This is a genomic window from Pseudomonas sp. GW822-FHT06D10, from assembly GCF_058799535.1.
In genome coordinates, this window is sequence record NZ_JBXALN010000003.1 from 646,437 (window position 1) to 673,114 (window position 26,678).

Consider the following 26,678-nt stretch of genomic DNA (forward strand, 5'->3'; position numbering starts at 1 on the left):
CCTGTAGCCGCTGCCGAGCCTCGGCGAAGCTGCGCGAAGGTCCGCAGGAGCCTGGCGATCCCCGGCAAAATATTCGCCCCACAAATCGCCGCGACCGCTGCGTCGGAGTGCCGCCCAGCTCGTACGCAGCCTGCGGCAGCGGCTACAGGATCCTGGGCACGCTTTTATGTCGCCTTGTGCGAGGACACCGCGCGGCGGCGTCGGAACAGGTAGGCCGTCCCCAACAGCAGCACGCCGGCACCGGCGCCGGCAGCCAGCCTGTGCTCGGCCACCGCGGAACGGGATGCGTCCAGCCACTGGGTCAGGTAGCGCTTGTTGGCGCTGCCGAAATCCGGTTCCTCACAGTTCATGCCGAAGTTGCCGGCCCACTCCACAAAGGGACCGTTCTGCACATAGCGCCGGTAGTACTCGATCTCGGCATCGCTGCCCCGGGTCCAGCGCGCCGCCTTGCACAGCACCGCGGCATAAGCCTGGCTGGTGTGGGGCAGGAAGTCCGCCGCCTGGTTGCCCAGCTCGCCGGCCACGTAGCGATAGTGGTAGCGCACATCGGGTTCGGCAGTGGTGGCCTGCTGGCGCTGCACTTCGTCGGCGCTGATCAGCGGGCCAGCCTGTACCGGCGGGATTTCCAGGCTGTAGCTGCCCCACAGGCTGTGGTAGTCCGGACCCATCTCGTAGCCGAGGATCTCCATCCCCGATGCCCGTGCCAGCTTGCCCGCCTGGTAATAGGCCTCGGCTCGCCGGGTTGGCAGCCAGGCCGACTCGGCACTGCGCCGGTACTCGCCGTAGGCCTTGGCGATCGCCTGGCGCTCGGGGGTGTAGAAGTAGCCCCAGCCCTCTTCGTAGCGGCCCTCGCGCAACAGCCGCCGGCCCAGCAGTTCGCGTACCTGGGCGGCAATCGGCAGGCTCTCGTAGTAGGCATCGGGCTGCTGGGGGACGAGCGGCGGCGCCGGAACCTGGGCGTCGACGAAATGCTTGAGTTCATCCAGGGTCAGCACCCGCTCAGCCACGGTTGCCGCGTCGTGCCAGTAAATGTCGCCACTGCGGTAGAGCAGCTCGAACGCCTGCACATAGTCGCCACGGTCCAGGGCCAGCAAGGCGCTTTCGCCTTCTACCCGGCAGCCCGGCTTGAGGTCTTCATAGTTGCCGTCGTAGTCGCCGCGAAAGCCCCAGCTCTCGTCCCGGGGGAAAGCCGCGGCGGCCTTGGCGTAAGCGGCTGCGGCCGCAGCCTTGTCGCCGTCGCGCACGGCCAGCTTGGCCCGCAGCCACCAGGCCAGGCCACCGTCGCCGGCATGCTCGAGCAGCAACCGGGTGGTGGCGAAATCGCCGTTCTGGTAATTCAGCGCCGCCAGGCGATCGGCGTTGTCGAACGTGCCGGCGGTGCCCTGGCTCAGCAGCTTGATCAGTTTTTGCTCGGCCTCCGGCTTTTCACCAAAGGACCAGCCCTGGTGCGAAACCAGCGAAGCCGTGAGCAAGCGCGCCACCAAGGGCTGCTTGAGCTGCTCCAGCAATTGCGCGTCCGACAGGCCGCCCAACTCGCCCACCACCTGCTTCAGCGAGCTGTAGCCGACCTCCGACCCCAGCAGGTTCTGGCTGGCATACAGATCGATGGCCTCGCTCCAGTGGTTCTGGTTCTTCAGAATGCGCGCCTCTTCTCCCAGGCTGGCGATGCCCAGCTCCAGGGGGTCGCTGAAGCCGTCGATGCTCAGTTGGCGGGTCTGGACGAAGGCCTGGCGCGCCGCCAGCAAGGTGTCGCTGCGCCCCTGGTCGTCCAGCTCGTTGGCCTCTTCACTGATGGCTTGCAGGGCCCGGCCCAGGGAGTAGGCGGCCCAGGTACTGCGCAGCGCCCGCTGCTCGGCGGGCAGCGCCAGCACCTTGCGGAAATACTCCGCCGCCAGCTCATGATCCCCGGCGCCGAAGGCCACCGCGCCCGCGGTGTAGAGGTTGATCTGCGGCGGCAGGCTGGCCCCTTGCTGCTCCGCCACGCGCCCGTCATTGAGCATGCGCAACTGCCCGACCAGGGCTTTCTGGGCGTCGTCCAGCCCTTGCTGTTCCGCCCAGTTGCGCGCCTGTACCTCGTAGCTGTCAGGCAGGTTGTAATCGCGGCTGAAGGCATCCTTGACCACTGGCTTGAGCCCGACGATGGGCTTGCCCAGGCGGGACACTTCGAACTGGAAGCTGCCTTCGGGCAACTGCGCCAGGGTCTGCGGGCGATCCTCCAGCAGGCGCATGGGGAAGGTCGGACCGCAGGCCAGGGCCGGGGCCAAGGGCAGGCACAGGCTCAGGCACAGCAGGTAGCGGGATCTAGGGACGAACATGTGCAGCTCCTTGGTCAATTTTTGTACAGCGGGCCCAGCCCACGGCCCGGGTGCCGCCCGCCGCCAGACGGCCGGCCTGCTGGCGGGTCAATAGCAGCTGGCCGTCACGCAGCTCGGCGGAATAACCGCTCAGCCCGTCGAATCCGTCGCATTGGGCAACGGCCAGGGTCAGTTGTTCAGGCAAAGGGCGGTCGAGATTGCCCGGGTTGTCCAAGCGGATATCGAAGAGACCGTCCTGCTCCTGCAGGCTGATGCCCAAGCGGCTGTCCAGCACGTCTCCACGGGCCACCGCGCGCAGGGTATCCAGGCTCCAGGCGCGGACATCGCCCTTGAGCGGCAGGCGAAACCAGATCAGCCCGGCCAGATGGGCCGGCGGATCATTGCGCAGGGTCTTGGCCAGTTGGCTCAGTTGCTCGGGGTCGGCCATCAGCTCCCGGCGCTGGCCCCGGCGCGCAATGGGCGCCTCGCTTTCCACCACTGGAGCCTGGGCGGTGCCGGGCAGCAAGGCCACGCCGTAGGCAGGCAGGGCCAGGTAGAACGGCTTGTCGCTAACCCCAGCCCAGCGCCTGGCCCATTGTTCAGCCTGGTGCGGGTCGAACAGCCCGCGCCGGGGGTCGCTGACCGCATGCACCTGGAGCACGCTGCTGTCGACCTGAGCCAGCAGCCCGGGCAACTCGCGGCTGTCGAGCCAGGCGGGCAGCGCGGTGATGCTCAGGGCCAGCTGCTGCGGCAGCACCTCGCGCAGCCGCCGCAGGAGCCCGGCATAGGCCGGCAGCCGGGCGCTGCCGGCATCGTGGTCGATCTCCAGGCCGGCCAGGGTCAGGCCCTGCCCTTGCCAGTCGGCCAGCAGTTGCTGCACCTGCTGGAGGATGTCGTCCTGGTTCAGGGACGGCAGTTGGCCATCCAGGCGCACCACCGCAATCAGTGGGCGACCGTCTTGCTTGAGCAAGGCGGCGTCGATCCGCGCCCGGCTCCAGCCGGCCTGTGGAAAAGCCTGCAGGGCCAGCACCCGGACGGTGGAAAAGTCCGCCCGCGAGCCTGCCAGGGCGTCGGCGTGGGCCGGGGTCCACTGGCGTTGCCAGATATAGAGCTGCTGATCCAGGGGCGGCCCCTCTTCATGACGACAGGCATTGAGCAGCAGCCCGCAGACCAGCACGGCGCAAAGACGGAGCAAAAACCGGGGGAGCATGAATCGTTGATTCCCTTTAACGCAAAAGCCCCGGAATACCGGGCGCCATACACCTGATCGACATCGCCTGCAGCCGCTGCCGGGCCCGCGAGGCAGCGAAAAGAACCGCAGGGCCTTCCCCCCTCACTTACAACCCTCAGCTACCGCGACAAAGCAGCCGCCAGCCTACGCAGCAGCGCGGTTGGCAGCAATCGCCGCAAGGAGTTTTTTCCCGCTTCTACAGGTCCAGTACCAACGCTGGCACCAGGTTATCCACAGCCGCCGGCACCGCGCAGCAGATCAGCACCTGCCCCGGTTCCGGTAACTGTGCAGGCACCTGTGGATAATTCACCTGGCCGCTGAGCAACCGGGTCTGGCAAGTGCCGCAGGAGCCGCCACGGCAACTGAATGGCGGATGCAGGCCGGCACTCTCCGCCAGTTGCAGCAGGCTGCCGCTGGCCGGCTCCCAGGACAGCTCCCGGCCGGCCTGCTGGAACCGCACCGCCACGGCCCGGGTGGCGGCAGGCGGTTGGGCAAAGGGCACGGCCTCGGGGTCCGGCCGGCGGCGCAGGGTCGAAGGGCCGAAGGTTTCGGCATGGATCTGCCGGTCGTCGATATCCAGGTCCCGCAGGCTGTCGTACAGGCCCTGGGTAAAGGCCCCGGGGCCGCAGAGCACGAAGTCTGCGCGGTCAAGATCCAGGTCCGGTTGCGCCAGCAGCAGTTGCACATCGATGCGCCCGCAATGATCAAAGCCAGCACCCGGCCGGGCCCCGGCTTCCGGCTGGCTGAGCAGGCGCAGCAGCCGCACTGAATCCCCAGCCTGCGCCAGCAGGGTTTGCAGCTCCTTGGCAAAGGGTTGCTCGGCAAGCGTGCGCGAACCCTGGATCAACCAGGTGGGCCGGGTATGCCGGGTGCGCAGGCCCTGGTACAGCACCTCCCGCAGCATCGACAGCAACGGTGTGATGCCGACCCCGGCCGCCAGCAGCACCAGTGGCTGTGACGACAGCGCATCGGCAGTGAAACGCCCCTGTGGGGCGCGGGCCTGCAGCAAGTCGCCGACCTTGAGTGCCTGATGCAGGTGGCGGGAAACCTGGCCCTCGCGCTTGACGCTGATACGCAGAAAATCATCGGAAGGCGCGCTGGACAGGCTGTAGGTGCGAATCAGCGGCTGGCCGTCGAGCACGACTTGCACGGGCAGGTGCTGGCCGGGCACAAAGCTCGGGGCGCCGGCTGCGTCCGCCGGTTCCAGGTAGAAGGAGCGAATGCTGCTGCTTTCGTCCTCGATCCGAGTCACCCGCAATGGCCGCCACTGCTGGCCCAGGGCCGTGGCGCGCAGCCGAGCCTCGGCTTGCGGCCAACTGCCGGTCAGCAGGCTGTTGGGGGAAAAACCCTGCAACTGCCAACGCAGGGACAGCGCCGCCGGGCGCCGTACCAGCCGCTCCACGGTAAAGCGCCACAACCGCTCGGCGCCCTGGAAGGCCTTGACCAGCGGCCCGTCGTGGATGATTTCGGTGCGGCCGCTGAGCTGCAGCAGCTCACCGCTGGGAAAGTCGATGAACAACAAGCCGGCCCGGGGGTTGAGCAGCAGGTTGCCCAGGGTGTTGAAGTGCAGGTTGCCGGCAAAATCCGGGATGGTCAGGCAATTGCCCTCGACCCGGACGAACCCGGCCTGGCCGCCACGGTGGGACACATCCACCGAGCGCTGGCCGTCCAGGTCGACGTAGCTGGCGACAAAGAAGGTGTCGGCGCCACCGATCAGGGCCCGAGCCTCAGGATCCAGGCCGTCGCGATACTGTGCCGGCCGGCTGGCGGGATCGCTCAAGGCCACCTGCTGCAGCTCGCGCTGCTGGATGTATTGCGGGCAATTGCCGAACGCCTGTTGCACCGTCACGCTGAAGCCGTGGCGGTCCACAGCACTGACCCGGCCATTGAGGCGGTTGCGCCGCCGGGTGTGCAGTTCAATGCCCAGCAAGCCCAGGGCCGCACCTTCCTGCAACTGCACGGGGTCGTCGGCGGCCGGCAGGCTGCCCAGGCGCAGCCGGGTCGCCTCGGGGGCCTGGGCGAAACCGGGCGGGCCTTCGAGAATGCTCGCCCAGGGGTTGCCCTGGGCATCCACCGCGCCCACCAGGATGAACGGCAACTGCCCGTAGAACTGCCGGTGCTGATCCGGCATCGCCTGGCGGATCACCTTGGTGCCAAAGGCCTCCATGCGCTCGGCCACTCCGGCCCGGGCCTGCAACTGCCGCTCGCCGGCATGCCAGGGGGAACTGCTGCTCATGGTGCTGCCTCCGCAGGTGCGCCTCAGGCGCTTTTGAGCCCCGCCGCCGTGGACGGCATGGGCACGAAGCCCGGCAAGGCCTCGATCCGCGCCAGCCAGGCCCGCACGTTGGGATAATCGGCCAGGGACACGTTGCCCTCCGGCGCGTGGGCGATATAGCTGTAGCCGGCGACGTCGGCGATGGTCGCCTGTTCACCCACCAGGAACGGCCTGCTCGCCAGTTCCTGGTCCATGACCTTGAGCAGGCCGTGGGCGCGGGCAATGACCTCCTCGGCATTGAAGGTGGCGCCGAACACCGTGATCAGTCGCGCCGCCGCCGGACCGAAGGCGATCGGCCCCGCCGCCACCGACAACCAGCGCTGTACCTGCGCCGCGCCCACCGGGTCGGTGGGCAACCAGCGGCCGCGGCCATAGCGTTGCGCCAGGTACACCAGGATCGCGTTGGAGTCCGCCAGCACCGTGCCCTGGTCATCGATCACCGGTACTTGGCCAAAGGCGTTGAGGGCCAGGAACTCGGGCTGCTTGTGGGCACCCTGGGCCAGGTCGACAAAGATGGTTTCGGTAGGCAGGTCCAGCAGCGACAGCATCAGCTCGACGCGGTGAGCGTGGCCGGACCGGGGAAAGTTGTAGAACTTGATGGGAAGCAGGGACATGCTCGACTCCGCAGGCTGGGACGCGGTCGAAGGGCCGCGCTGGCAGGGCCATCTTGGTCCATGACGCAAAACAACAGAATCACCAGAAATCGCAATCCGGCATTTCAGCCAGCGCAATAAAGCTGATCAAGTATTGAGCGATGGATGCTCGCGCAGGACCTGCACGGCGAAATCGACAAAGCTGCGCACCCGCGCCGGCGCCTTGCGACCGCCCTGGTACACCACGTGGATCGGCAAGGGCGGCAGCTCGAAATCCGCCAGCACGATCTGCAGCTGGCCGGCAGCGACCTGATCGGCCACCTGATAGGACAGCACCCGGGTCAGGCCCAGCCCCAGGCAGGCGGCACTGATGGCGGCCTGGTTGGCGCTCACCTGCAGCCGCGGTTCCGGGCGCAGGCTCAGAGCGCGCCCGGCGTCGTTGAATTGCCAGTGGCGCGCCTGGCCGGTGGAGGATGGCGCAATCAGCGGAGCCTGACGCAGGTCATCGGGGTGCTGGGGGCAACCATGGGCCGCCAGGAATCCGGGGGCCGCACAGACCACCCGGCGCACCTGGCCTACTCGGATGCTGTGCTGGCCGCTGTCCGGCAATTCGCCGATGCGCACCGCCACATCGATGCCTTCATCCACCATGTTCGCCACTCGGTCCACCAGCAAGGCGTTGACGCTGACCTGTGGATAACGTTGCAGATAGCGCACCAGCAGCGGTGTGACGAACAGATCGCCGAACAGCACCGGCGCAGTCAGGCTCAGTTGCCCCCGTGGCTGGGCGTGGATGCCGGCGGCCGAGGCCTCGGCATCCTGGACCTCGGCGAGAATGCGTCGGCAGTCCTCCAGATAACGTTGCCCGGCTTCGCTCAGGTGCACCTTGCGGGTGGTGCGCACCAGCAACTGGGTGCCGATGCGCTGTTCGAGGGCTGCCACGGCCCGGGTGACGCTGGCCGCCGACAGGTTAAGGCGCCGCGCAGCCGCGGCGAACCCCTGCTCCTGGGCGACACAGACGAACACCTGCATTTCCTGAAACCTGTCCATGTCTTATCTCACCTGGCAGCGCCCGCCCGACAGGCGCCCCGCACGCGCAGCATAATCCACGGCCACGACGTCAGGGAGCGCACCAGGTCTGCACCTCGTGCTTGTCAAGTCCGGGGCAACGGTTGGTTTTGGCAATCAACCGGTAAGGTTGGTCTTGGGCGTAGGAAAAATAGAAGTAGTACTGCTGATCTTCACCGTATAGCCAATAGGAAGAGGAACCCTGGTTGATCAGGGTCGGTTCAAAGGTCCAGATGGACGATTCAGCAGGAATGAAATTGGTTCGGTCCATCAGCAGCAAGAGGCTGTTGGAGAGCACTGGGGTCAGGACTCCCAGGCCCAGGACAGCCACCATCAGAACGATCATCCATCCATGAATCAGGCGAAGTGTCATTGGTTTTCCATTAGCGCGCTAAAAAATTCCGGCCTGTGCACAAGTCGGGATTCGCCGGGGCGTCCACTGGCACTCGCAGTGGATTCGCAGAACCAAAACTGTCGCACAAAAATAACGCTCTGATTTCAATTGTTTTTCGAAGATCCAACGCGGACAGGCGAGCAAGGACAAGGGTGCACCCCAGCCGTTTGGTTCCTTCCCGCCGGCGGCGTGAAGCGCGAGTGGTCCCCTGTGACGACAGACTGCCTTCCAGCTCTTGCCGCGCCCCCGGTTACTCTTTGATAATCCGCCGCTCGGGCCACCCACTGGCCCCAGGGAAGATGCGTATCGCATCGCAGGCGGAGTCTCAGCATGGATGTACAGGCCGCAGCGCGGTTGGGCGACGACATCGCCCATGGATTCGGAGTTGCTGCCATGCTCGCCGGCGCGGTCGCAGGCGCTCTCATTGGCGCGGCCATCATTGCGGCGACCGCGGCAACAGGCGGCCTGGCGGTGGTGATCCTGGCGGGTTCGGTCGCCGCCGGTGGCCTGTCGATGTTCCAGCTGGTGAAGGGGCTGTCGACCATCTTCGATCTGCCCGAGCCAACCACCGGTGAACTCATAAGGGGCAGTCCCAACGTATTCGTCAACTTGCGCAATGCCATGCGTGCCGGCGAGGACGTGTCCAGTTCCTGTACCGGCTTTCCCGTGGCGCATCCCCCCTGGCCCTTCCCGGTCACCATCGCCGAAGGCAGCGCTACCGTGTATATCAACGGCAAGCCGGCGGCGCGACTGAGCAGCAAGATGACCTGCGGCGCGCATATCAAGTCGGGTAGCCCGAACACCTTCATCGGCGGTCCGACGCTGCAGGTGGAATTCGTGCTGGATATCGAGGGCTGGCTGCATACCGGCCTGGAGGCGCTGGGCCTGGTCGCCGCCGCCGGCGCGCTGGTGCTGGCCGCCATGGCCGGCCTCGCGGCCCTGCTGACCACCGTGGCGGTGGGGGCCGCGATCTATGGCGGCATGGAGTTGCTGGGCCAGCTCGGCGACCGGCTCGGCCCGGGCTACCGCGACCTGCTGCAAGGTATCGCCGGCCTGGCGCTGCTCGGCGCCGGGCCGAAAATGGCCAAGTTGAGCGCCGAACGCAATGCCGCGCGACTGGCCAACCAGTCGCAGGTGCTCGAGGTGCGCACGGCCGCCCAGGTCAACGAGGCGATGGTCGCCGAGGGCAACTTGCCGGCTTGGCTGGAAGGCACCCAGGTCAAGACCGAAATAGTGCCACCGGGAAGGCAATACCAGATGGTCGTCGCCAAGGGCCAGGCCGAAGCCATCATGCAGGGCAAGCCAGCCTTCGGAGGTTTCGCCGCCCCCGAGCCGATTCCCAGCCAGGCCTACGCTCGGGATAAACTGGTGATCCTCGATCGATTCAAGACAGACGTATCCCATGTGATCACCGTCGAAACCACCGCACCGCAAAAGATTCACAGTGGTATCACCGGCCCGCTGGAGAACTACAAGGGCGGCGTGCAGCAGGTGGAGTTCGTCGGTGACAGGAATCTGAAAATTGTCGGCACGCCTGGTGTGCTGCCTGTGGAGTGAAAGTTGTGATTAGTGATTTCGAGCGGATCCGCGAAGACGGCAAGGTCATCGACGAAAACATGACGGTGGACCAGATGATCGCCCTGGGGTGGTCTCCTTGCCGGGTCGTCGAGGCTCGCTGGCGCTGGCAGGAACAGCTCCTGAGCGTGGTCAACAGCCGCGGCCTGCTGGCGATCGTGGTGCCGGATCGGCAACACCTGGCCATCCTGTGGAACGATGACGATACGGGCGTGGCCGCAACCCTCTACGTGGTCTCCGGCGACCGCCAGCAACAGATCAGGATTGCCGACCAGTTACTGATCAATGGCCAGCTCGAAGCAGGTATCTACAGCTGGTTCGAGCAGTTCCCGCAGGTTTCGCCCAGCATCTTTACCTGCATGTTCAGCCGTCAGCGTGACCAGGCAATGTTCAGGGTGGATATCGACGCGTCGACTGGCGACATTGTTTCGATACAGCATTCGCGCTGAGCGCTGTTCAGCGCCGCCACGCCTGAGCGACGAGCGCTGCAGGCAGGCAAAGGAAAAGAACAAAGAGGGGAGCCCGGCTGGGCTCCCCTCTTGCTGTGTCAGCTTCGATGATCCAGGACCATCACTTGAGTGATAGTGAGGATTAAAGACTGTCTCGCCGGCCCAAGAAAATATCGCCCCGAATGCTGTCGCGGAATTGTTTCCTACTGATGCTGGCAGCGGCATGGCGCTGAGATGGGCTTGCCAATTTGGCAACCCATCACAGTAGAGAGAGGCTTGATATGCCCACTTTGAATCCTGCAATCACGCTGGTCGGCAACCTTGACCAATTCAACCATGATGGTTTCGAGATCGAAGCCATGAACTTCCTCTTCGATCGCCTTGATCGTGGCAACCTGACGGTGGATGGCGAGCCCCTGTACATTGGCAATCAAGCTGTCCATCACTACACCTGGCGCGACAAACAACGTAACCGCACCTGCTCAATGTTCTACACGTATGGCAATACCCCGAGCAGTCATCTTTCGGTTTATGGCCTGGGCAAACACGTTGGTGACAGCGACAAGGAATACGCGCTCTACACCTGGATCGACAAGAAAGAACAGCTGTACACCCTGGCCCCAACCCGCAGCGATTCACGCTTTCGCTCGCTGCTAGCGCCCAACTGAGTCGGCGCCATGTGAAGCAGCCCCCTGCAACAAGGCGCTCATCTGGAGCGCCTTGTTGCAAGAGCGAGCACCTGGGCGGTCACTGTGGATAACTCACTCCACGGTCACCGACTTGGCGAGGTTGCGCGGCTGGTCGACGTCGGTGCCCTTGAGCACGGCCACGTAGTAGGACAGCAGCTGCAGCGGGATGGTGTAGAGGATCGGCGAGAGGATGTCGTGGATGTGCGGCATCTGGATCACGTGGGTACCTTCGCCATTGGTCATGCCGGCCTGCTCGTCGGCGAACACGATCAGTTCGCCGCCACGGGCGCGCACTTCCTGCAGGTTGGACTTGAGCTTTTCCAGCAGCTCGTTGTTCGGTGCCACGGTAACCACCGGCATGTCGTTATCCACAAGCGCCAGGGGGCCGTGCTTGAGCTCGCCGGCCGGATAGGCTTCGGCGTGGATGTAGGAAATCTCCTTGAGCTTGAGCGAGCCTTCCATCGCCACCGGGTACTGGGCACCACGGCCGAGGAACAGGGTGTGGTGCTTGTCGGCAAACAGCTCGGCCGTTTTTTCCACCACGCCATCCATGGCCAGGGCTTCGCCCAGGCGGATCGGCAGGCGACGCAGCTCTTCCACCAGCTCGGCTTCCACGCCGGCAGCCAGGGTGCCACGTACCTGGCCCAGGGACAGGGTCAGCAGCAGCAGGCCCACCAGTTGGGTGGTGAAGGCCTTGGTCGAGGCCACGCCGATCTCGCGACCGGCCTGGGTCAGCAGGGTCAGGTCCGATTCACGCACCAGGGAGCTGATGCCGACGTTGCAGATCGCCAGGCTGGCGAGGAAGCCCAGCTCCTTGGCATTGCGCAGAGCGGCCAAAGTGTCGGCGGTTTCGCCGGACTGGGAGATGGTCACGAACAGGGTGTCGGGCTGCACCACCACCTTGCGGTAGCGGAACTCGCTGGCCACTTCCACCTGGCAGGGGATACCGGCCAGTTCTTCCAGCCAGTAACGGGCGACCATGCCGGCGTGGTAGCTGGTGCCGCAGGCGACGATCTGCACATTGCGCACCTTGGCGAACAGCTCGGCGGCTTGCGGACCGAAGGCCTGGACCAGTACCTGGTTGGCACTCAGGCGGCCTTCCAGGGTGCGCTGCACCACGGATGGCTGCTCGTGGATTTCCTTGAGCATGAAGTGGCGGAACTCGCCCTTCTCTGCCGCTTCGGCGCCGTCGCGGTACTGCACCGCCTCGCGCTCAACCGCTTTGCCGTCGATGTCCCAGATCTGCACGCTGTCGCGGCGGATTTCGGCGATATCACCTTCTTCCAGGTACATGAAGCGGTCGGTGACCTGGCGCAGGGCCAGTTGGTCGGAGGCGAGGAAGTTTTCCCCCAGGCCCAGTCCGATCACCAGCGGGCTGCCGCTGCGGGCCGCAACCAGACGGTCCGGCTGGCTGGCGCTGATCACGGCCAGGCCGTAGGCACCGTGCAGCTCCTTGACGGTGGCCTTTAGAGCCACCGTGAGGTCGCCCAGGTCCTTGAGCTTGTGGTTCAGCAAGTGGGCGATGACTTCGGTGTCGGTGTCCGAAGTGAACTCGTAACCCAGGGCGCCAAGCTGAGCGCGCAAGGCTTCGTGGTTCTCGATGATGCCGTTGTGCACGATCGCCAGGTCGCCGGAGAAATGCGGGTGGGCATTACGTTCGCATGGCGCACCGTGGGTGGCCCAGCGGGTGTGGGCGATGCCCAGGCGGCCGACCAGCGGCTCACTGGCCAGGGCCTGCTCCAGTTCGCTGACCTTGCCCGGGCGCCGCATGCGCTCCAGCTTGCCGGCATTGGTATAGACCGCCACACCGGCGCTGTCGTAGCCGCGGTATTCGAGGCGCTTGAGGCCTTCCAGCAAAATGGCGGTGATATTGCGTTCAGCAACGGCGCCAACAATTCCACACATGGTTTCTCTCCTAGCTGACAGCCGCGCAAATCAGAGTTATGCCGCGGGCCTGGATCTGGTCGCGGACCTCTAAGGGCAGGCGATCATCGGTAATAAGGGTATGGACGCTGCTCCACGGCAGCTCCAGGTTGGGAATCTTGCGGCCGATCTTGTCGGATTCGACCATCACCACCACTTCCCGGGCCACTTCGGCCATGACCCGGCTCAAACCCAGCAGTTCGTTGAAGGTGGTAGTGCCACGGGCCAGATCGATGCCATCGGCACCGATAAACAGCTGGTCGAAGTCGTATGAGCGTAGAACCTGCTCGGCCACCTGGCCCTGGAAGGACTCGGAATGCGGGTCCCAGGTGCCACCGGTCATCAACAGCACCGGTTCGTGCTCCAGCTCGCTCAGGGCGTTGGCCACATTCAGCGAGTTGGTCATGACCACCAGGCCAGGCTGCAGGCCCAGCTCGGGGATCATCGCGGCGGTGGTGCTGCCACTGTCGATGATGATCCGGGCATGCTCACGGATACGCTGCACCGCAGCGCGGGCAATGGCCTGCTTGTAGAGGGATACGGGCTGGCCAATATCGCTGACCAGTTCCTGGGGCATGGTGATCGCTCCACCGTAGCGGCGCAGCAGCAAGCCATTGCTCTCCAGGGCGGCCAGGTCCTTTCGAATCGTAACTTCAGAGGTTTCGAAACGCTTGGCCAACTCGTCAACGCTCACTTCGCCCTGTTCATTGAGCAAGGCGAGGATATTGTGGCGACGTTGAGGTGTGTTGCGTTTTGACATGATGGCTTTAAGTTTCGATTCGAAAGATAACGGAAGCAATAAAAACCCAAGATCGAAACTTCGTCAAGCGCGCAGGTGAAAAAAATCGCCGGCAAGCCGGCTCCTACAGATGGGTGTAAGAGCCAGCTTGCCGGCGAACAGGGTTCCGCGGTTGTGGATAACCTCAGTCCTTCTTGATCTTCTCCGGCCGTTTCCAGCCATCGATGTTCTTCTGCCGGGCGCGGCCGACCGCCAGTTGAGCCGGGGCCACATCCTGGGTGATGGTGGAACCGGCAGCCGTAGTGGCGCCGGAGGAGATATCCACAGGTGCTACCAACGAGTTGTTGGAGCCGATGAACACGTCTTCGCCCATGATCGTCTTGTGCTTGTTCACCCCATCGTAGTTGCAGGTGATGGTGCCGGCGCCAATGTTGGTGCGCGCACCGATCACCGCGTCGCCCAGGTAGGTCAGGTGGCCGGCCTTGGCACCCTGGCCCAGGTGGGCATTCTTCAGTTCGACGAAGTTACCCACATGAGCCCTGGCTTCCAGCACGGTACCGGGACGCAGCCGGGCGAACGGACCGGCATCGCTGCCCTCGCCCATCACCGCGCCATCGAGGTGGCTGTTGGCCTTGATCACCGCGCCCTTGCGCAGGGTGCTGTCCTTGATCACGCAGTTGGGGCCGATCACCACGTCGTCCTCGATCACTACCCGGCCTTCGAGAATCACGTTGATGTCGATCAGCACATCACGGCCAACGATGACTTCGCCACGCACATCAAAACGTGCCGGGTCGCGCAAGGTCACGCCCTGGGCCATCAACCGGCGGCCGGCCCGCAGCTGGTAGTGCCGCTCCAGCTCGGCCAGTTGCTTGCGGTCGTTGGCGCCCTGCACTTCCATGGCGTCGTGGGGCTGCTCGGTGGCGACGATCAGGCCGTCGCTGACCGCCATGGCGATCACGTCGGTGAGGTAGTACTCGCCCTGGGCGTTGTTGTTGGACAGCCGGCCGGTCCAGTCGCCCAGGCGCTTGCCGGGCACTGCGAGAATGCCGGTGTTGCCTTCGGTGATGGCGCGGGTGGCTTCGTCAGCATCCTTCTGCTCGACAATGGCGACGACTTTGCCGTCGGCATCACGAACGATGCGCCCGTAGCCGGTAGGGTCGTCCAGCTCGACGGTAAGCAGGCCCAGTTGCTCCGGCCCCACCTGCTTGAGCAGGCGCTGCAGGGTCTCGACTTCGATCAGCGGCACGTCGCCGTAGAGGATCAGTACGGTATCGGCGCTAATGAAGGGCACCGCCTGGGCCACGGCATGGCCGGTACCCAGTTGCTTGTCCTGCAGCACGAAATTCAGGTCGTCGGCGGCCAGCCGCTCGCGCACCGCATCGGCACCGTGGCCAATCACCACGTGGATGCGCTGTGGATCGAGTTGCCGGGCGCTGTGGATAACATGCCCGAGCATGGAGTTGCCGGCGACCGGGTGAAGAACCTTGGGCAGCGCCGAACGCATGCGGGTGCCCTGGCCTGCGGCGAGGATAACGATTTCGAGAGACATGACTGGCTACCAATCCTGGAAGGTCAGACTGCGACCAAGAGGGGGGTGAATGGCGGAAAATAAAAAGGGTAGCCGAGGCTACCCTTTTTAATCAATCACACAGAAAGCCTGCGACTTAGCCGCCGAACTTCTTGCGGATCTGCTGGACGGTACGCAGCTGAGCTGCGGCCTCGGCCAGACGTGCAGCAGCAGAACCGTAGTCGAAATCTGCGCCTTTTTCATTCAGGGCCTTCTCAGCAGCCTTGACGGCTTCCTGAGCGGAGGCTTCGTCCAGGTCGGCAGCACGTTGCACGGTGTCGGCAAGAACCTTGACCATGTTCGGCTGAACCTCGAGGAAACCACCGGAGATGTAGAACACCTCGGCTTCCCCGCCCTGCTTGATCAAGCGGATCGGACCTGGCTTCAGGTTGGTGATCAGCGGTGCGTGACCCAGAGCGATACCAAGATCACCCAGTTCACCGTGCGCAACCACCATCTCCACCAGACCGGAGAAGATTTCCCCTTCCGCGCTGACGATATCGCAATGGACTGTCATAGCCATCTGCTTGCCTCAACCTAAATTAGCGCCCGTTGCCGGGCGCCGGGATTACAGTTTCTTGGCTTTCTCGATCGCTTCGTCGATGCCGCCGACCATGTAGAACGCTTGTTCTGGCAGGTGGTCGTAGTCACCGTTGAGGATGCCTTTGAAGCCAGCGATGGTGTCTTTCAGGGAAACGTATTTGCCTGGAGAACCAGTGAAGACTTCAGCCACGAAGAACGGCTGCGACAAGAAGCGCTGGATCTTACGAGCGCGGGATACCAACTGCTTGTCGGTTTCCGACAGCTCGTCCATACCCAGGATCGCAATGATGTCCTTCAGCTCTTTGTAACGCTGCAGTACGTACTGAACGCCGCGAGCGGTCTCGTAGTGTTCGTTGCCGATCACGTTCGGGTCCAGCTGACGGGAGGTCGAGTCCAGTGGGTCTACCGCTGGGTAGATACCCAGGGAAGCGATGTCACGGGACAGAACGACGGTGGCGTCCAAGTGGGCGAAGGTGGTCGCTGGCGACGGGTCGGTCAAGTCGTCCGCAGGTACGTATACCGCTTGGATCGAGGTGATCGAGCCTTGCTTGGTCGAAGTGATACGTTCTTGCAGAACGCCCATCTCTTCAGCCAGGGTCGGCTGGTAGCCTACTGCGGAAGGCATACGGCCCAGCAGTGCGGATACTTCGGTACCGGCCAGGGTGTAACGGTAGATGTTGTCGACGAACAGCAGAACGTCGTTACCTTCGTCACGGAACTTCTCGGCCATGGTCAGGCCGGTCAGGGCTACGCGCAGACGGTTTCCCGGCGGCTCGTTCATCTGGCCGTAGACCAGTGCCACTTTGTCCAGAACGTTGGAGTCCTTCATCTCGTGGTAGAAGTCGTTACCCTCACGAGTACGCTCACCCACACCGGCGAACACGGAATAACCGCTGTGCTCGATGGCGATGTTACGGATCAGTTCCATCATGTTTACGGTCTTGCCTACACCGGCACCACCGAACAGACCGACTTTACCGCCCTTGGCGAACGGGCAAACCAGGTCAATTACCTTGATCCCGGTTTCCAGCAGGTCGTTGCCGCCTGCCTGTTCTGCGAAGGAAGGTGCTGGACGGTGGATGCCCCAACGCTCTTCTTCACCGATAGGACCGGCTTCGTCGATTGGGTTGCCCAGTACGTCCATGATCCGGCCCAGGGTCGCTTTACCGACCGGTACGGAGATGGCTGCGCCAGTGTTGTTGACGTCCAGACCGCGCTTCAAGCCTTCGGTGGAGCCCATCGCAATGGTACGCACCACGCCGTCGCCCAGCTGCTGCTGAACTTCCAGAGTGGTTTCGGCGCCTTGAACCTTCAAGGCGTCGTAGATGCTCGGTACGCTGTCGCGTGGAAATTCCACGTCGATAACGGCGCCGATGATTTGAACGATACGTCCGCTACTCATAGCTGGATCCTCTGAATATTTGAACCGTTAAACCGCGGCAGCGCCGCCGACGATTTCCGAGATCTCTTGGGTGATCGCAGCCTGACGCGCCTTGTTGTAGATCAGCTGCAAATCGCTGATCAAATCACCGGCGTTGTCGGTAGCGTTCTTCATTGCGATCATCCGCGCCGCTTGTTCAGCTGCGTTGTTCTCGACCACCGCCTGGTAGACCTGCGACTCCACGTAACGGACCATCAAGCCGTCCAGCAGCTCCTTGGCATCCGGTTCGTAGAGGTAGTCCCAGTGGTGCTTGAGTTCTTGATCCGGGGTTGCCTCCAGTGGAATCAACTGCTCCACGGTCGGCTGCTGGGTCATGGTGTTGATGAACTTGTTGGATACCACGGACAGGCGGTCAATCCGGCCTTCCAGGTATGCATCCAGCATCACCTTGACGCTGCCGATCAGATCATTGATCGACGGCTCTTCACCCAGATGGCTGATAGCTGCAACGACGTTACCGCCGAAGTTGCGGAAGAAGGCCGCACCCTTGCTACCGACCACACACAGATCGATCTCGACGCCTTGTTCGCGGTTTACCGCCATGTCCTTGACCAGGGCCTTGAACAGGTTGGTGTTCAAGCCACCACACAGACCACGGTCACTGCTCACCACAACGTAACCGACGCGCTTGATAGCACGGTCGATCATGAACGGGTGACGATATTCCGGGTTGGCGTTGGCCAGATGACCAATAACCTGGCGGATGCGCTCCGCATAAGGACGGCTAGCAGCCATGCGCATTTGTGCCTTGCGCATTTTGCTGACCGCCACTTTTTCCATGGCGCTGGTAATTTTTTGCGTGCTTTTGATGCTCGCAATCTTACTGCGAATCTCTTTTGCGCCTGCCATGTAACACCTATCAGGTTAGCAAGCGGGAGCCTTGCGGCTCCCGCTGCGGCTTACCAGGTTTGGGTGGCTTTGAACTTCTCGATACCGGCTTTCAGGCCAGCGTCGATTTCGTCATTGAAGTCACCCTTCACGTTGATCTTCGCCATCAGGTCGGCGTGATCGCGGTTGAAGTAAGCAATCATGGCCTGTTCGAAGCTACCAACTTTGGCAATCTCGACGTCCGTCAGGAAGCCACGTTCAGCGGCATACAGGGACAAGGACATGTCGGCGATGGACATCGGCGCATATTGCTTCTGCTTCATCAGCTCAGTAACGCGCTGACCATGCTCAAGTTGCTTACGGGTCGCTTCGTCCAGGTCAGAAGCGAACTGGGCGAATGCCGCCAGTTCACGGTACTGAGCCAGAGCGGTACGGATACCACCGGACAGCTTCTTGATGATCTTGGTCTGAGCGGCACCACCCACACGGGATACCGAAACACCGGCGTTCACAGCAGGACGGATCCCGGAGTTGAACATGGCCGATTCCAGGAAGATCTGACCGTCGGTGATGGAAATCACGTTGGTCGGAACGAACGCGGAAACGTCGCCAGCCTGGGTTTCGATGATCGGCAGAGCGGTCAGGGAACCGGTCTTGCCAGTCACTGCGCCGTTGGTGAACTTCTCTACGTACTCTTCGGAAACGCGGGATGCGCGCTCCAGCAGACGGGAGTGGAGATAGAACACGTCACCTGGGTAGGCTTCACGGCCTGGTGGACGGCGCAGCAGCAGGGAAATCTGGCGGTAGGCCACTGCTTGCTTGGACAGATCGTCATAAACGATCAGCGCGTCTTCACCGCGGTCACGGAAGTATTCGCCCATGGTGCAACCGGAGTACGGAGCCAGGAACTGCAGTGCTGCAGATTCCGAAGCGCTCGCTGCAACGATGATGGTGTTAGCCAGTGCACCGTTTTCTTCGAGCTTGCGAACCACGTTGGCGATGGTCGATTGCTTCTGACCGATAGCCACGTAGACGCAGAAAATGCCGCTGTCTTTCTGGTTGATGATCGCGTCGATCGCCAGAGCGGTCTTACCGATCTGACGGTCACCGATGATCAGCTCACGCTGGCCACGGCCGACTGGGATCATGGCATCGACAGCCTTGTAGCCAGTCTGTACAGGCTGGTCTACCGACTTACGCCAGATCACGCCTGGAGCAACTTTCTCGACCGCGTCGGTCTCGGTGTTGTTCAGCGGACCTTTGCCGTCAACTGGGTTACCCAGTGCGTCGACTACGCGACCCAGCAGTTCCTTACCAACCGGAACCTCCAGGATGCGGCCAGTGCACTTGGCGCTCATGCCTTCAGCCAGACTGGTGTACGCGCCCAATACAACGGCACCTACGGAGTCTTGCTCCAGGTTGAGGGCCATACCGTAGACGCCGCCCGGAAACTCGATCATCTCGCCGTACATAACGTCGGCCAGACCGTGAATCCGCACGATGCCGTCAGATACGCTGACGACAGTGCCTTCGTTACGGGCTTGGGAGGTCACATCGAGCTTTTCGATGCGGCCCTTGATAATTTCACTTATTTCGGAAGGATTGAGTTGCTGCATTGCTCTGCTGCCCCTTCAAACTCAAGATTTCAATGCTTCGGCAAGGTTCGCGAGTTTGCCGCGAATCGAGCCATCGATAACCAGGTCGCCGGCGCGGATTACGACGCCACCAATAAGGCTGGCATCCTCCGCAGCGTGCAGTCGCACTTCCCGGCCGAGCCGTGCACTGAGAACCTTGGCGAGTTTGTCTTGCTGTTCTTGGTTCAATGCGAACGCACTGGTCACATCCACATCCACCGATTTCTCTTGCTCGGCCTTGTACAGGTCGAACAGAGCGGAGATCTCCGGCAACAGCAGGAGACGGTCGTTTTCGGCGGCAACGTGAATGAAATTCTGTGCCTGTGCATCAAACTTGTCGCCACACACTTCGATAAAAGTGCTGGCCTTTTCTGCGCTCGTCAGTCGCGGGGCCTTAAGCACGCGCTGCATGGTGTCATCTTGTGACACCGCTGCAGCCAGGCCGAGCATGGCTGACCAAGAGGCCAGCTGCTGGTGGGCCTGAGCGTGCTCGAAGGCCGCCTTAGCGTAAGGTCGGGCCAACGTGGTCAGTTCTGCCATGATCGCCCTCGCTTAAATTTCAGCAGCCAGTTTGTTAACCAGCTCTGCGTGCGCGTTTTGATCGATTGTGGCACCCAGGATCTTCTCTGCGCCGTTGACTGCCAGGCTGCCCAGTTGGGCGCGCAGCGCGTCTTTGACGCCGTTCAGTTCCTGTTCGATCTCGGCCTGAGCCTGAGCCTTCACACGTTCAGCTTCGACACGAGCCTGTTCACGGGCTTCGTCGACGATCTGAGAACCGCGCTTCTTGGCTTGCTCAATGATTTCAGCTGCCTGAGCTTTAGCTTCGCGCAGTTGCTGACCCGCTTTATCTTGGGCCAGTTCCAGGTCACGAGCTGCTCGGCTGGCAGCGTCCAGTCCATCCGCGATCTTCTTTTGACGTTCGTGCAGAGCTGCAATGACCGGAGGCCAAATGAACTTCATGCAGAACAATACAAAAATTAAGAACGCAACGGACTGGCCAATCAGGGTTGCATTAATGTTCACGCCAACACCTCGCTCGTTCGTTGTCCGTCACACCAATCAACTCGAAGAATCGAGTGATTAGCCAGCGAGTTGACCAACGAAGGGGTTTGCGAAGGTGAAGAACAGAGCGATACCAACACCGATCATGGTTACGGCGTCGAGCAGACCGGCAACGATGAACATTTTAACTTGCAGCATTGGAACCATTTCTGGCTGACGCGCTGCGCCTTCCAGGAACTTGCCGCCCAGCAGGCCGAAACCAATTGCGGTACCCAGTGCGCCCAGGCCGATCAACAGTGCAACAGCGATAGCGGTTAGACCAACTACAGTTTCCATCTTTCCTCCCGACTTTTACGTCGTATGGTTTAGGTTTTTTAGATTAAAGCGGTAAAACAAATCGTTTCATTGACCCGAGACGGGCCCCCTCTCGCCGCAACGAGAGGGACATCAGACTAGTCGAGACTGGTCTTAATGGTTCTCTTCGTGCGCCATCGACAGGTAGACGATGGTCAGCATCATGAAGATAAAGGCCTGCAGGGTGATGATCAGGATGTGGAACACAGCCCACGCCCATTGCAGAACCACACCCATGCCGCTGAGCCACAGCAGGCCGCTGCCGAACATCACAGCGATCAGGATGAACACCAGTTCGCCGGCATACATGTTGCCGAACAGACGCAGTGCCAACGAGATCGGCTTGGCAACCAGGGTCACGAATTCAAGCAGGAAGTTCACCGGAATCAGCAGCGCCTGAACCAGGATGTTCTTGCTGCCGAACGGGTGCAGGGTCAGTTCGCCGATGAAGCCGCCGATGCCCTTGACCTTGATGCTGTAGAAAATGATCAGCGCAAACACCGACAGGGCCATGCCCAGGGTGGCGTTCGGGTCAGTGGTGGATACGGCACGGAACGGAATGTGCTGGTCGCCGGAGATCAACATGGCCAGTTGTGGAATCCAGTCCACCGGTACCAGGTCGATGGCGTTCATCAGGAACACCCAGACGAAAATGGTCAGTGCCAACGGTGCGATCACCGGGCTGCGGCCGTGGAAACTGTCCTTCACGCTGCCATCGACGAAGCCAACCATGACCTCAACGAAGTTCTGCAAAGCGCCCGGCACGCCGGAAGTCGCCTTCTTGGCCGCCATGCGGAACAGAAGAATGAAGATCACACCCAGTGCGACAGACCAGCCGAGGGTATCGACGTGGAATGCCCAGAAGCCCATTTCCTTGGCTTCTGCTGCGGAGTGGGCAAAGCCCCAGCTCCCATTGGGTAGCTGACCGAAGGTCAGGTTCTGCAAGTGGTGCTGGATATAGCCCGAAGCGGTTGTTTCTGCTGACATGGTTGCCTCAAACGCCCTAAGGTCTCGAAAGTCTTGTTCTCATTAGCAGGGGAGCGAACCAGCTGACCAGTTGGGTCAGCACGAAGACGCCGAATACAGCCAGCGGCGCCAATGGCTTCACACCTGCAAACGTCAGTGCAAACAGCACCGCCGTCAAAATCAGTTTGCCCGCCTCACCGGCATAAAAAGACCGGACGATGGCTTGGGCCGCTCGGGCGCCGGAAAACCGAAATGCCCTGTGAGCGAAATACACATTGGGTAGCAAGGCTATCAGTCCTCCGCAAAGGCCTGAGTATCCGGCTACGACTCCACGCCATTGCCAGAGCGCCAGAGCGGCTATCAGTAAAATGATCAACTGAGCCAGTAAAACCGGAAAAACCGCCAAGCGATGAAACGGCAAGCGGTTTGGCGTGCGGGTTTCCATCGCTCTTGCTCCTCAAGGGTCGGCTGCCAGAATTCATTAACTTGGCATAATTTGTGCCGACAAAATGCGCGCAGAGTATAGGGGCGGTTCAGCCCCTATTCAACTGCCGGGTAGTGATTTCCGACTGCGCGCTACATAAGGAAATGTTTCAGCGGATGTGAGCGAGGACGCCTTGCAGCTCATCCAGGGAGTTGTAGCCGATCACCAACTGACCTTTACCCTTCTTGCCGTGGCGAATCTGCACCGCAGAGCCCAGGCGCTCGGCCAGACGCTGCTCGAGACGGGCGATATCCGGGTCTGGCTTGACCGGTTCAGCAGGTTCCTGTTTGCCGCTCAGCCACTGGCGAACCAGGGCCTCGGTCTGGCGCACGGTGAGGCCTCGTGCGACAACGTGTCGCGCCCCTTCAACCTGTTGATTTTCCGGCAATCCGAGCAATGCACGGGCATGACCCATTTCCAGGTCGCCGTGGGACAGCATGGTCTTGATCACCTCAGGCAGGGCGATCAGGCGCAGCAGGTTGGCCACGCTGACGCGGGACTTGCCCACGGCTTCGGCGACCTGTTGCTGAGTCAGCTGGAATTCCTGCTGCAGGCGCTGCAGGGCCACCGCCTCCTCGATGGGGTTGAGATCTTCACGCTGGATGTTCTCGATCAGAGCCATGGCGATAGCGGTTTCATCCGGCACATCGCGGACCATCGCCGGGATGGTTTCCTGGCCGGCCTGCTGGCTGGCGCGCCAGCGGCGCTCGCCGGCAATGATCTCGAAACGACCACCACCGATGGGCCGGACCACGATCGGCTGCATCACGCCCTGGCTCTTGATCGAATTCGCCAGTTCTTCCAGCGCTTGCGGGTCCATGTCCCGACGCGGCTGGTACTTGCCACGCTGGATCAGGTCCAGGGGCAGGTGTTGCAGCTCACGCTGGTCGGCCTGCACCGCTTGTTCTTCCAGTGCGCTGACAGTCGGACCACTCAACAGTGCATCCAGTCCACGTCCGAGACCTCTTTTCTTGACGGCCATGGGGATTCCTTAAGTTGGCTGGGCGGCTGCGACGCGCGATTGTTTACGTTGCCGGCGAACCATCTCGCCCGCCAGGGCCAGGTAGGCCAGCGCGCCACGGGATTGTTTGTCGTACGCCAACGCCGGCATACCGTAGCTCGGCGCTTCGGCCAAACGGATGTTGCGCGGAATCACGGTGTCATACAGCTGATCGCCGAAGTGTTCCTTGAGCTGCGCGGAAACATCGTTCATCAGGCTCAGGCGCGGGTCGAACATGGTGCGCAGCAAGCCTTCGATCTTCAGCTCCGGGTTGAGCAGTTCGGCGATGCGCTTGATGTTATCCACAAGGTCGCTCAAACCTTCCAGCGCGTAGTACTCGCACTGCATGGGGATAATGACCCCATCGGCGGCGACCAGGGCGTTGAGGGTGAGCATCGACAGCGACGGCGGGCAGTCGATCAGGATGTAGTCGTAGTTTTCACGGATTGGCGCCAGGGCGCTGCGCAGACGGCTTTCCTTCATCTGCATTTCCAGCAGCACCACCTCCGCGGCCGTCAGGTCGCGGTTGGCCGGCAGCAACTGGTAACCGCCGTGCTCGGAGAAATGCATGGCCTGGGCCAGGTCGCACTCACCGATCAGCAGGTCATAGACCGAGTTTTCCAAACCGTGTTTATCCACACCGCTACCCATGGTGGCGTTGCCCTGTGGATCAAGATCGATCAACAGCACCCGGCGCTTGGTCGCTACCAGGGATGCTGCGAGGTTGATGCAGGTGGTGGTCTTGCCCACGCCACCTTTCTGGTTCGCTATCGCGAATACCTTAGCCATTCTTGCTTGTGTTCCCAATCATGCCGTGCGGCGCAGTATCAGCAGATGGCGTTGGCCTTGGCAACCGGGTACGGCCAAGGCGTGTTCGCTATCGAGGTGGAAGTCTGCCGGCAATGCTAACAGCTCATCCGAGGGATGGACGCCCTTCATTGCCAGCCAGCGTGTATCGCGGTCGCCCAGGTGGCGGGTCCAGCTGGTGAAGTTCTCCATGCTGCTGAACGCCCGGGAAATGATCCCGTTGAAAGGCTGCTCAGGGGTGAAGGCTTCGACCCGACTGTGGATAACTTGCAGGTTTTCGAGCTTGAGTTCGAGTTTGACCTGGGTCAGGAAGCGGGTTTTCTTGCCGTTGCTGTCCAGACAGGTGACTTGCGACTCGGGAAACAGGATCGCCAGCGGGATGCCGGGCATGCCGCCACCGCTGCCGACGTCCAGCCAGCGGCCGTTTTCGATGAACGACATCACGCTCAGGCTATCGAGCAGATGGCGGGAGACCATTTCATCGGGATCGCGCACCGCAGTGAGGTTGTAGGCCTTGTTCCACTTGATCAACAGGGCCAGGTAACCCAGCAGCAATTGGTGCTGGGTCGGGCTCAGCTCGACGCCGAGCTGGCGAGCGCCTGTGGATAACTCATCCGCGTGTTGTGGGGTGACCATAGAACTCAAGCGCTTTGCTCCAACTGACGGCCCGCGCCGCGTTTTTTCAAGTGAATCATCAACAGGGAGATCGCTGCCGGGGTCACACCGGGAATCCGCGAGGCCTGGCCCAGGGTTTCCGGGCGGGTCGCGCCGAGCTTGCTCTGGATTTCCTTCGACAGGCCGGAAATACCGCTGTAATCGATATCCACAGGCAATTTGGTGTCTTCACTGGCGCGCAGGCGAGCAATTTCGTCCTGCTGGCGATCGATGTAGCCGGCGTACTTGGTCTTGATCTCGACCTGTTCGGCGACCTGCGGATCTTCAGCGCCCTGCCCGGTCACTTCGACCAGACCAGCGTAGTCGATTTCCGGACGGCTCAGCAGGTTCAGCAGGTTGTATTCGTGGGTCAGCGGCGTGCCGAATTTTTGTGCAATGGCATCACCCTGCTCGGTACCCGGACGAACCCAGGTGGACTTCAAACGTTGTTCTTCCTGGGCAATGCCTTCGCGTTTCTTGCAGAAAGCGGCCCAGCGCACGTCATCCACCAGCCCCAGTTCACGACCTTTTTCGGTCAGACGCAGGTCGGCGTTGTCTTCACGCAGGATCAAGCGGTATTCCGCCCGGGACGTGAACATCCGGTACGGTTCCTGGGTGCCCAGGGTAATCAGGTCATCCACCAGTACCCCGATATAGGCCTCGTCGCGACGCGGGCACCAGCTGTCTTTGCCCTGAGCACGCAGTGCCGCGTTGGCCCCGGCCAGCAAACCTTGGGCACCGGCTTCTTCATAGCCGGTGGTGCCATTGATCTGGCCTGCGAAGAACAGGCCACCGATGACTTTGGTTTCCAGGCTGTACTTCAAGTCCCGCGGGTCGAAGTAGTCGTACTCGATGGCATAGCCCGGGCGCACGATATGGGCGTTTTCCATGCCGCGAATCGACTGCACGATCTGCAGTTGCACGTCGAATGGCAGGGAGGTGGATATCCCGTTCGGGTACAGCTCGTGGGTAGTCAGGCCTTCGGGCTCGATGAAGACCTGGTGGCTTTCCTTGTCGGCAAAGCGATGGATCTTGTCTTCGATCGACGGGCAGTAACGCGGGCCAATGCCTTCGATCACCCCGGAATACATCGGCGAACGGTCGAGGTTCGAAGCAATGATTTCGTGGGTGCGGGCGTTGGTGTGGGTAATCCAGCAACTGACTTGCGGTGGATGCTGCTCTTTCGACCCCAGGAACGACATCACGGGAATCGGGGTATCGCCGGGTTGCTCGGTCATTACCGAGAAATCCACAGAACGGCCATCAATACGCGGCGGTGTGCCGGTTTTCAGGCGGCCGACACGCAGAGGCAGTTCCCGAAGTCGTTGCGCCAGGGCAATCGAGGGCGGATCACCAGCACGACCGCCGGAGTAGTTCTGCATACCGATGTGGATAAGTCCGCCGAGGAAGGTACCGGTGGTCAACACCACGGATTCGGCGAAGAAACGCAGGCCCATCTGGGTCACAACACCACGGACCTGATCCTGTTCAACGATCAGGTCGTCAGCTGCCTGTTGAAATATCCACAGGTTGGGCTGGTTTTCCAGAATCTCGCGAACAGCTGCCTTATACAGAATGCGGTCGGCCTGGGCGCGGGTAGCGCGCACGGCTGGGCCTTTGCGGCTGTTCAACACGCGAAACTGGATGCCGCCCTTATCTGTAGCCATGGCCATCGCGCCGCCCAGGGCATCGATTTCCTTGACCAGGTGGCTCTTGCCAATGCCGCCGATCGCGGGATTGCAGCTCATGGCACCGAGGGTTTCCACGTTATGCGTCAGCAACAGGGTTTTTGCCCCCATGCGTGCTGATGCAAGTGCTGCCTCGGTACCGGCATGACCGCCGCCGATGACGATCACTTCAAAACGGGAAGGGAAATCCACCACGCACCTCGTGCCTGCTTCAAGTAGGAGTAATTAGGAGTAGTTGTCGGGTTGGTTTTTGGACCAAGGCGGCAAGTATAGGGACTTCGACCTTTCTAAAGAACCCTTTGCACAAAATTTAACCAGCTGTGGATGACTGGCGGACAATAGAAATTAAAAGAGAGAGATTTATTAAAACCTTGTTTTTATGTTTATTCTTATACAGCACCCTATCTGTGGATAGATCTCTGTATCCCTTTATTTACAATGTGTACAGAGATTTTAAAGTCTGTGGTTAGGTGGCAA

General features: G+C 61.8%; 25 protein-coding genes. 3 read left to right on the forward strand and 22 right to left on the reverse strand.

Annotation, left to right across the window (positions count from 1 at the left end; translation table 11 throughout):
* Positions 1-164: 164 nt before the first annotated feature.
* The 6 genes from AC1RL5_RS12920 to AC1RL5_RS12945 all read right to left on the reverse strand — a co-directional run bounded on the left by AC1RL5_RS12920 (position 165) and on the right by AC1RL5_RS12945 (position 7,834).
* The gene (locus AC1RL5_RS12920; RefSeq protein WP_492589295.1) at positions 165-2,315 is read right to left on the reverse strand and encodes a hypothetical protein; all 2,151 of its coding nucleotides are present in this window, start codon (positions 2,313-2,315) and stop codon (positions 165-167) included.
* The gene (locus AC1RL5_RS12925; protein ID WP_072451917.1) at positions 2,302-3,504 is read right to left on the reverse strand and encodes a DUF3142 domain-containing protein; all 1,203 of its coding nucleotides are present in this window, start codon (positions 3,502-3,504) and stop codon (positions 2,302-2,304) included. Before AC1RL5_RS12925 ends, AC1RL5_RS12920 begins: the two co-directional genes overlap by 14 nt.
* A gap of 217 nt (positions 3,505-3,721) precedes the next feature.
* Positions 3,722-5,761 (reverse strand): 2Fe-2S iron-sulfur cluster-binding protein, encoded by a 2,040-nt coding sequence (locus tag AC1RL5_RS12930; protein WP_492589294.1) that lies wholly within the window; start codon positions 5,759-5,761, stop codon positions 3,722-3,724.
* 23 nt (positions 5,762-5,784) lie between these two features.
* The gene (locus AC1RL5_RS12935; RefSeq protein WP_053154760.1) at positions 5,785-6,414 is read right to left on the reverse strand and encodes a glutathione S-transferase family protein; all 630 of its coding nucleotides are present in this window, start codon (positions 6,412-6,414) and stop codon (positions 5,785-5,787) included.
* Positions 6,415-6,540: 126 nt separating this feature from the next.
* Positions 6,541-7,443: a LysR family transcriptional regulator gene (locus AC1RL5_RS12940; RefSeq protein WP_093405739.1), complete on the reverse strand. Its 903-nt coding sequence runs from the start codon at positions 7,441-7,443 to the stop codon at positions 6,541-6,543.
* 70 nt (positions 7,444-7,513) lie between these two features.
* Positions 7,514-7,834 carry a hypothetical protein gene (locus AC1RL5_RS12945; RefSeq protein WP_492589292.1) on the reverse strand — a complete coding sequence of 107 codons (321 nt, stop codon included), beginning with the start codon at positions 7,832-7,834 and terminating at the stop codon, positions 7,514-7,516.
* A 351-nt stretch (positions 7,835-8,185) separates the two neighbouring features.
* On the opposite strand from AC1RL5_RS12945, the gene AC1RL5_RS12950 reads away from it, so the two are divergent.
* The 3 genes from AC1RL5_RS12950 to AC1RL5_RS12960 all read left to right on the forward strand — a co-directional run bounded on the left by AC1RL5_RS12950 (position 8,186) and on the right by AC1RL5_RS12960 (position 10,547).
* The gene (locus AC1RL5_RS12950; RefSeq protein WP_015637569.1) at positions 8,186-9,412 is read left to right on the forward strand and encodes a PAAR domain-containing protein; all 1,227 of its coding nucleotides are present in this window, start codon (positions 8,186-8,188) and stop codon (positions 9,410-9,412) included.
* Between the two features lie 5 nt (positions 9,413-9,417).
* On the forward strand, positions 9,418-9,879 hold the full coding sequence (locus tag AC1RL5_RS12955) for a hypothetical protein (protein ID WP_011064375.1): 462 nt from the start codon (positions 9,418-9,420) through the stop codon (positions 9,877-9,879).
* Positions 9,880-10,160: 281 nt separating this feature from the next.
* Complete coding sequence (locus AC1RL5_RS12960; protein WP_015637570.1) at positions 10,161-10,547, forward strand: hypothetical protein; 387 nt, start codon at positions 10,161-10,163, stop codon at positions 10,545-10,547.
* A gap of 93 nt (positions 10,548-10,640) precedes the next feature.
* On the opposite strand, the gene glmS is transcribed toward AC1RL5_RS12960, so the two are convergent.
* The 16 genes from glmS to mnmG all read right to left on the reverse strand — a co-directional run bounded on the left by glmS (position 10,641) and on the right by mnmG (position 26,393).
* Entirely contained in the window at positions 10,641-12,473 is a 1,833-nt protein-coding gene (gene glmS / locus AC1RL5_RS12965; RefSeq protein ID WP_103407643.1) for a glutamine--fructose-6-phosphate transaminase (isomerizing), read from the reverse strand.
* 10 nt (positions 12,474-12,483) lie between these two features.
* Positions 12,484-13,254 carry a DeoR/GlpR family DNA-binding transcription regulator gene (locus AC1RL5_RS12970; RefSeq protein ID WP_169892547.1) on the reverse strand — a complete coding sequence of 257 codons (771 nt, stop codon included), beginning with the start codon at positions 13,252-13,254 and terminating at the stop codon, positions 12,484-12,486.
* Positions 13,255-13,414: 160 nt separating this feature from the next.
* Positions 13,415-14,782 carry a bifunctional UDP-N-acetylglucosamine diphosphorylase/glucosamine-1-phosphate N-acetyltransferase GlmU gene (gene glmU, locus AC1RL5_RS12975; RefSeq protein ID WP_103407644.1) on the reverse strand — a complete coding sequence of 456 codons (1,368 nt, stop codon included), beginning with the start codon at positions 14,780-14,782 and terminating at the stop codon, positions 13,415-13,417.
* A 115-nt stretch (positions 14,783-14,897) separates the two neighbouring features.
* Positions 14,898-15,323 (reverse strand): F0F1 ATP synthase subunit epsilon, encoded by a 426-nt coding sequence (locus AC1RL5_RS12980; RefSeq protein ID WP_011064380.1) that lies wholly within the window; start codon positions 15,321-15,323, stop codon positions 14,898-14,900.
* Positions 15,324-15,368: 45 nt separating this feature from the next.
* The gene (atpD, locus tag AC1RL5_RS12985) at positions 15,369-16,745 is read right to left on the reverse strand and encodes a F0F1 ATP synthase subunit beta (RefSeq protein ID WP_011064381.1); all 1,377 of its coding nucleotides are present in this window, start codon (positions 16,743-16,745) and stop codon (positions 15,369-15,371) included.
* Between the two features lie 27 nt (positions 16,746-16,772).
* Positions 16,773-17,633 carry a F0F1 ATP synthase subunit gamma gene (gene atpG, locus AC1RL5_RS12990; protein ID WP_011064382.1) on the reverse strand — a complete coding sequence of 287 codons (861 nt, stop codon included), beginning with the start codon at positions 17,631-17,633 and terminating at the stop codon, positions 16,773-16,775.
* A gap of 50 nt (positions 17,634-17,683) precedes the next feature.
* The gene (gene atpA, locus AC1RL5_RS12995) at positions 17,684-19,228 is read right to left on the reverse strand and encodes a F0F1 ATP synthase subunit alpha (RefSeq protein ID WP_011064383.1); all 1,545 of its coding nucleotides are present in this window, start codon (positions 19,226-19,228) and stop codon (positions 17,684-17,686) included.
* 21 nt (positions 19,229-19,249) lie between these two features.
* Positions 19,250-19,786, reverse strand: coding sequence for a F0F1 ATP synthase subunit delta (locus tag AC1RL5_RS13000; RefSeq protein ID WP_011064384.1), 537 nt, complete (start codon positions 19,784-19,786; stop codon positions 19,250-19,252).
* Positions 19,787-19,798: 12 nt separating this feature from the next.
* Positions 19,799-20,269 (reverse strand): F0F1 ATP synthase subunit B, encoded by a 471-nt coding sequence (locus AC1RL5_RS13005; RefSeq protein ID WP_011064385.1) that lies wholly within the window; start codon positions 20,267-20,269, stop codon positions 19,799-19,801.
* 57 nt (positions 20,270-20,326) lie between these two features.
* Complete coding sequence (gene atpE, locus AC1RL5_RS13010; RefSeq protein ID WP_002555987.1) at positions 20,327-20,584, reverse strand: F0F1 ATP synthase subunit C; 258 nt, start codon at positions 20,582-20,584, stop codon at positions 20,327-20,329.
* Positions 20,585-20,716: 132 nt separating this feature from the next.
* The gene (gene atpB / locus AC1RL5_RS13015; protein WP_011064386.1) at positions 20,717-21,589 is read right to left on the reverse strand and encodes a F0F1 ATP synthase subunit A; all 873 of its coding nucleotides are present in this window, start codon (positions 21,587-21,589) and stop codon (positions 20,717-20,719) included.
* Positions 21,590-21,605: 16 nt separating this feature from the next.
* On the reverse strand, positions 21,606-22,013 hold the full coding sequence (locus tag AC1RL5_RS13020; RefSeq protein ID WP_015637573.1) for a F0F1 ATP synthase subunit I: 408 nt from the start codon (positions 22,011-22,013) through the stop codon (positions 21,606-21,608).
* Positions 22,014-22,161: 148 nt separating this feature from the next.
* The gene (locus AC1RL5_RS13025; protein ID WP_011064387.1) at positions 22,162-23,034 is read right to left on the reverse strand and encodes a ParB/RepB/Spo0J family partition protein; all 873 of its coding nucleotides are present in this window, start codon (positions 23,032-23,034) and stop codon (positions 22,162-22,164) included.
* 9 nt (positions 23,035-23,043) lie between these two features.
* Positions 23,044-23,841, reverse strand: coding sequence for a ParA family protein (locus AC1RL5_RS13030; protein ID WP_011064388.1), 798 nt, complete (start codon positions 23,839-23,841; stop codon positions 23,044-23,046).
* Between the two features lie 18 nt (positions 23,842-23,859).
* Positions 23,860-24,495 (reverse strand): 16S rRNA (guanine(527)-N(7))-methyltransferase RsmG, encoded by a 636-nt coding sequence (gene rsmG, locus AC1RL5_RS13035; protein WP_015637574.1) that lies wholly within the window; start codon positions 24,493-24,495, stop codon positions 23,860-23,862.
* A gap of 5 nt (positions 24,496-24,500) precedes the next feature.
* The gene (gene mnmG, locus AC1RL5_RS13040; RefSeq protein ID WP_011064390.1) at positions 24,501-26,393 is read right to left on the reverse strand and encodes a tRNA uridine-5-carboxymethylaminomethyl(34) synthesis enzyme MnmG; all 1,893 of its coding nucleotides are present in this window, start codon (positions 26,391-26,393) and stop codon (positions 24,501-24,503) included.
* Positions 26,394-26,678 lie beyond the last annotated feature (285 nt).

Excerpts from the sequence above, each read along its gene's own strand:
- AC1RL5_RS12920 (WP_492589295.1), bottom strand. The coding sequence starts at position 2,315 with ATGTTCGTCCCTAGATCCCGCTACCTGCTGTGCCTGAGCCTGTGCCTG.
- AC1RL5_RS12925 (WP_072451917.1), bottom strand. The coding sequence starts at position 3,504 with ATGCTCCCCCGGTTTTTGCTCCGTCTTTGCGCCGTGCTGGTCTGCGGG.
- AC1RL5_RS12930 (WP_492589294.1), bottom strand. The coding sequence starts at position 5,761 with ATGAGCAGCAGTTCCCCCTGGCATGCCGGCGAGCGGCAGTTGCAGGCC.
- AC1RL5_RS12935 (WP_053154760.1), bottom strand. The coding sequence starts at position 6,414 with ATGTCCCTGCTTCCCATCAAGTTCTACAACTTTCCCCGGTCCGGCCAC.
- AC1RL5_RS12940 (WP_093405739.1), bottom strand. The coding sequence starts at position 7,443 with ATGGACAGGTTTCAGGAAATGCAGGTGTTCGTCTGTGTCGCCCAGGAG.
- AC1RL5_RS12945 (WP_492589292.1), bottom strand. The coding sequence starts at position 7,834 with ATGACACTTCGCCTGATTCATGGATGGATGATCGTTCTGATGGTGGCT.
- AC1RL5_RS12950 (WP_015637569.1), top strand. The coding sequence starts at position 8,186 with ATGGATGTACAGGCCGCAGCGCGGTTGGGCGACGACATCGCCCATGGA.
- AC1RL5_RS12960 (WP_015637570.1), top strand. The coding sequence starts at position 10,161 with ATGCCCACTTTGAATCCTGCAATCACGCTGGTCGGCAACCTTGACCAA.
- glmS (WP_103407643.1), bottom strand. The coding sequence starts at position 12,473 with ATGTGTGGAATTGTTGGCGCCGTTGCTGAACGCAATATCACCGCCATT.
- glmU (WP_103407644.1), bottom strand. The coding sequence starts at position 14,782 with ATGTCTCTCGAAATCGTTATCCTCGCCGCAGGCCAGGGCACCCGCATG.
- AC1RL5_RS12980 (WP_011064380.1), bottom strand. The coding sequence starts at position 15,323 with ATGGCTATGACAGTCCATTGCGATATCGTCAGCGCGGAAGGGGAAATC.
- atpD (WP_011064381.1), bottom strand. The coding sequence starts at position 16,745 with ATGAGTAGCGGACGTATCGTTCAAATCATCGGCGCCGTTATCGACGTG.
- atpG (WP_011064382.1), bottom strand. The coding sequence starts at position 17,633 with ATGGCAGGCGCAAAAGAGATTCGCAGTAAGATTGCGAGCATCAAAAGC.
- atpA (WP_011064383.1), bottom strand. The coding sequence starts at position 19,228 with ATGCAGCAACTCAATCCTTCCGAAATAAGTGAAATTATCAAGGGCCGC.
- AC1RL5_RS13000 (WP_011064384.1), bottom strand. The coding sequence starts at position 19,786 with ATGGCAGAACTGACCACGTTGGCCCGACCTTACGCTAAGGCGGCCTTC.
- atpE (WP_002555987.1), bottom strand. The coding sequence starts at position 20,584 with ATGGAAACTGTAGTTGGTCTAACCGCTATCGCTGTTGCACTGTTGATC.
- atpB (WP_011064386.1), bottom strand. The coding sequence starts at position 21,589 with ATGTCAGCAGAAACAACCGCTTCGGGCTATATCCAGCACCACTTGCAG.
- AC1RL5_RS13020 (WP_015637573.1), bottom strand. The coding sequence starts at position 22,013 with ATGGAAACCCGCACGCCAAACCGCTTGCCGTTTCATCGCTTGGCGGTT.
- AC1RL5_RS13025 (WP_011064387.1), bottom strand. The coding sequence starts at position 23,034 with ATGGCCGTCAAGAAAAGAGGTCTCGGACGTGGACTGGATGCACTGTTG.
- AC1RL5_RS13030 (WP_011064388.1), bottom strand. The coding sequence starts at position 23,841 with ATGGCTAAGGTATTCGCGATAGCGAACCAGAAAGGTGGCGTGGGCAAG.
- rsmG (WP_015637574.1), bottom strand. The coding sequence starts at position 24,495 with ATGGTCACCCCACAACACGCGGATGAGTTATCCACAGGCGCTCGCCAG.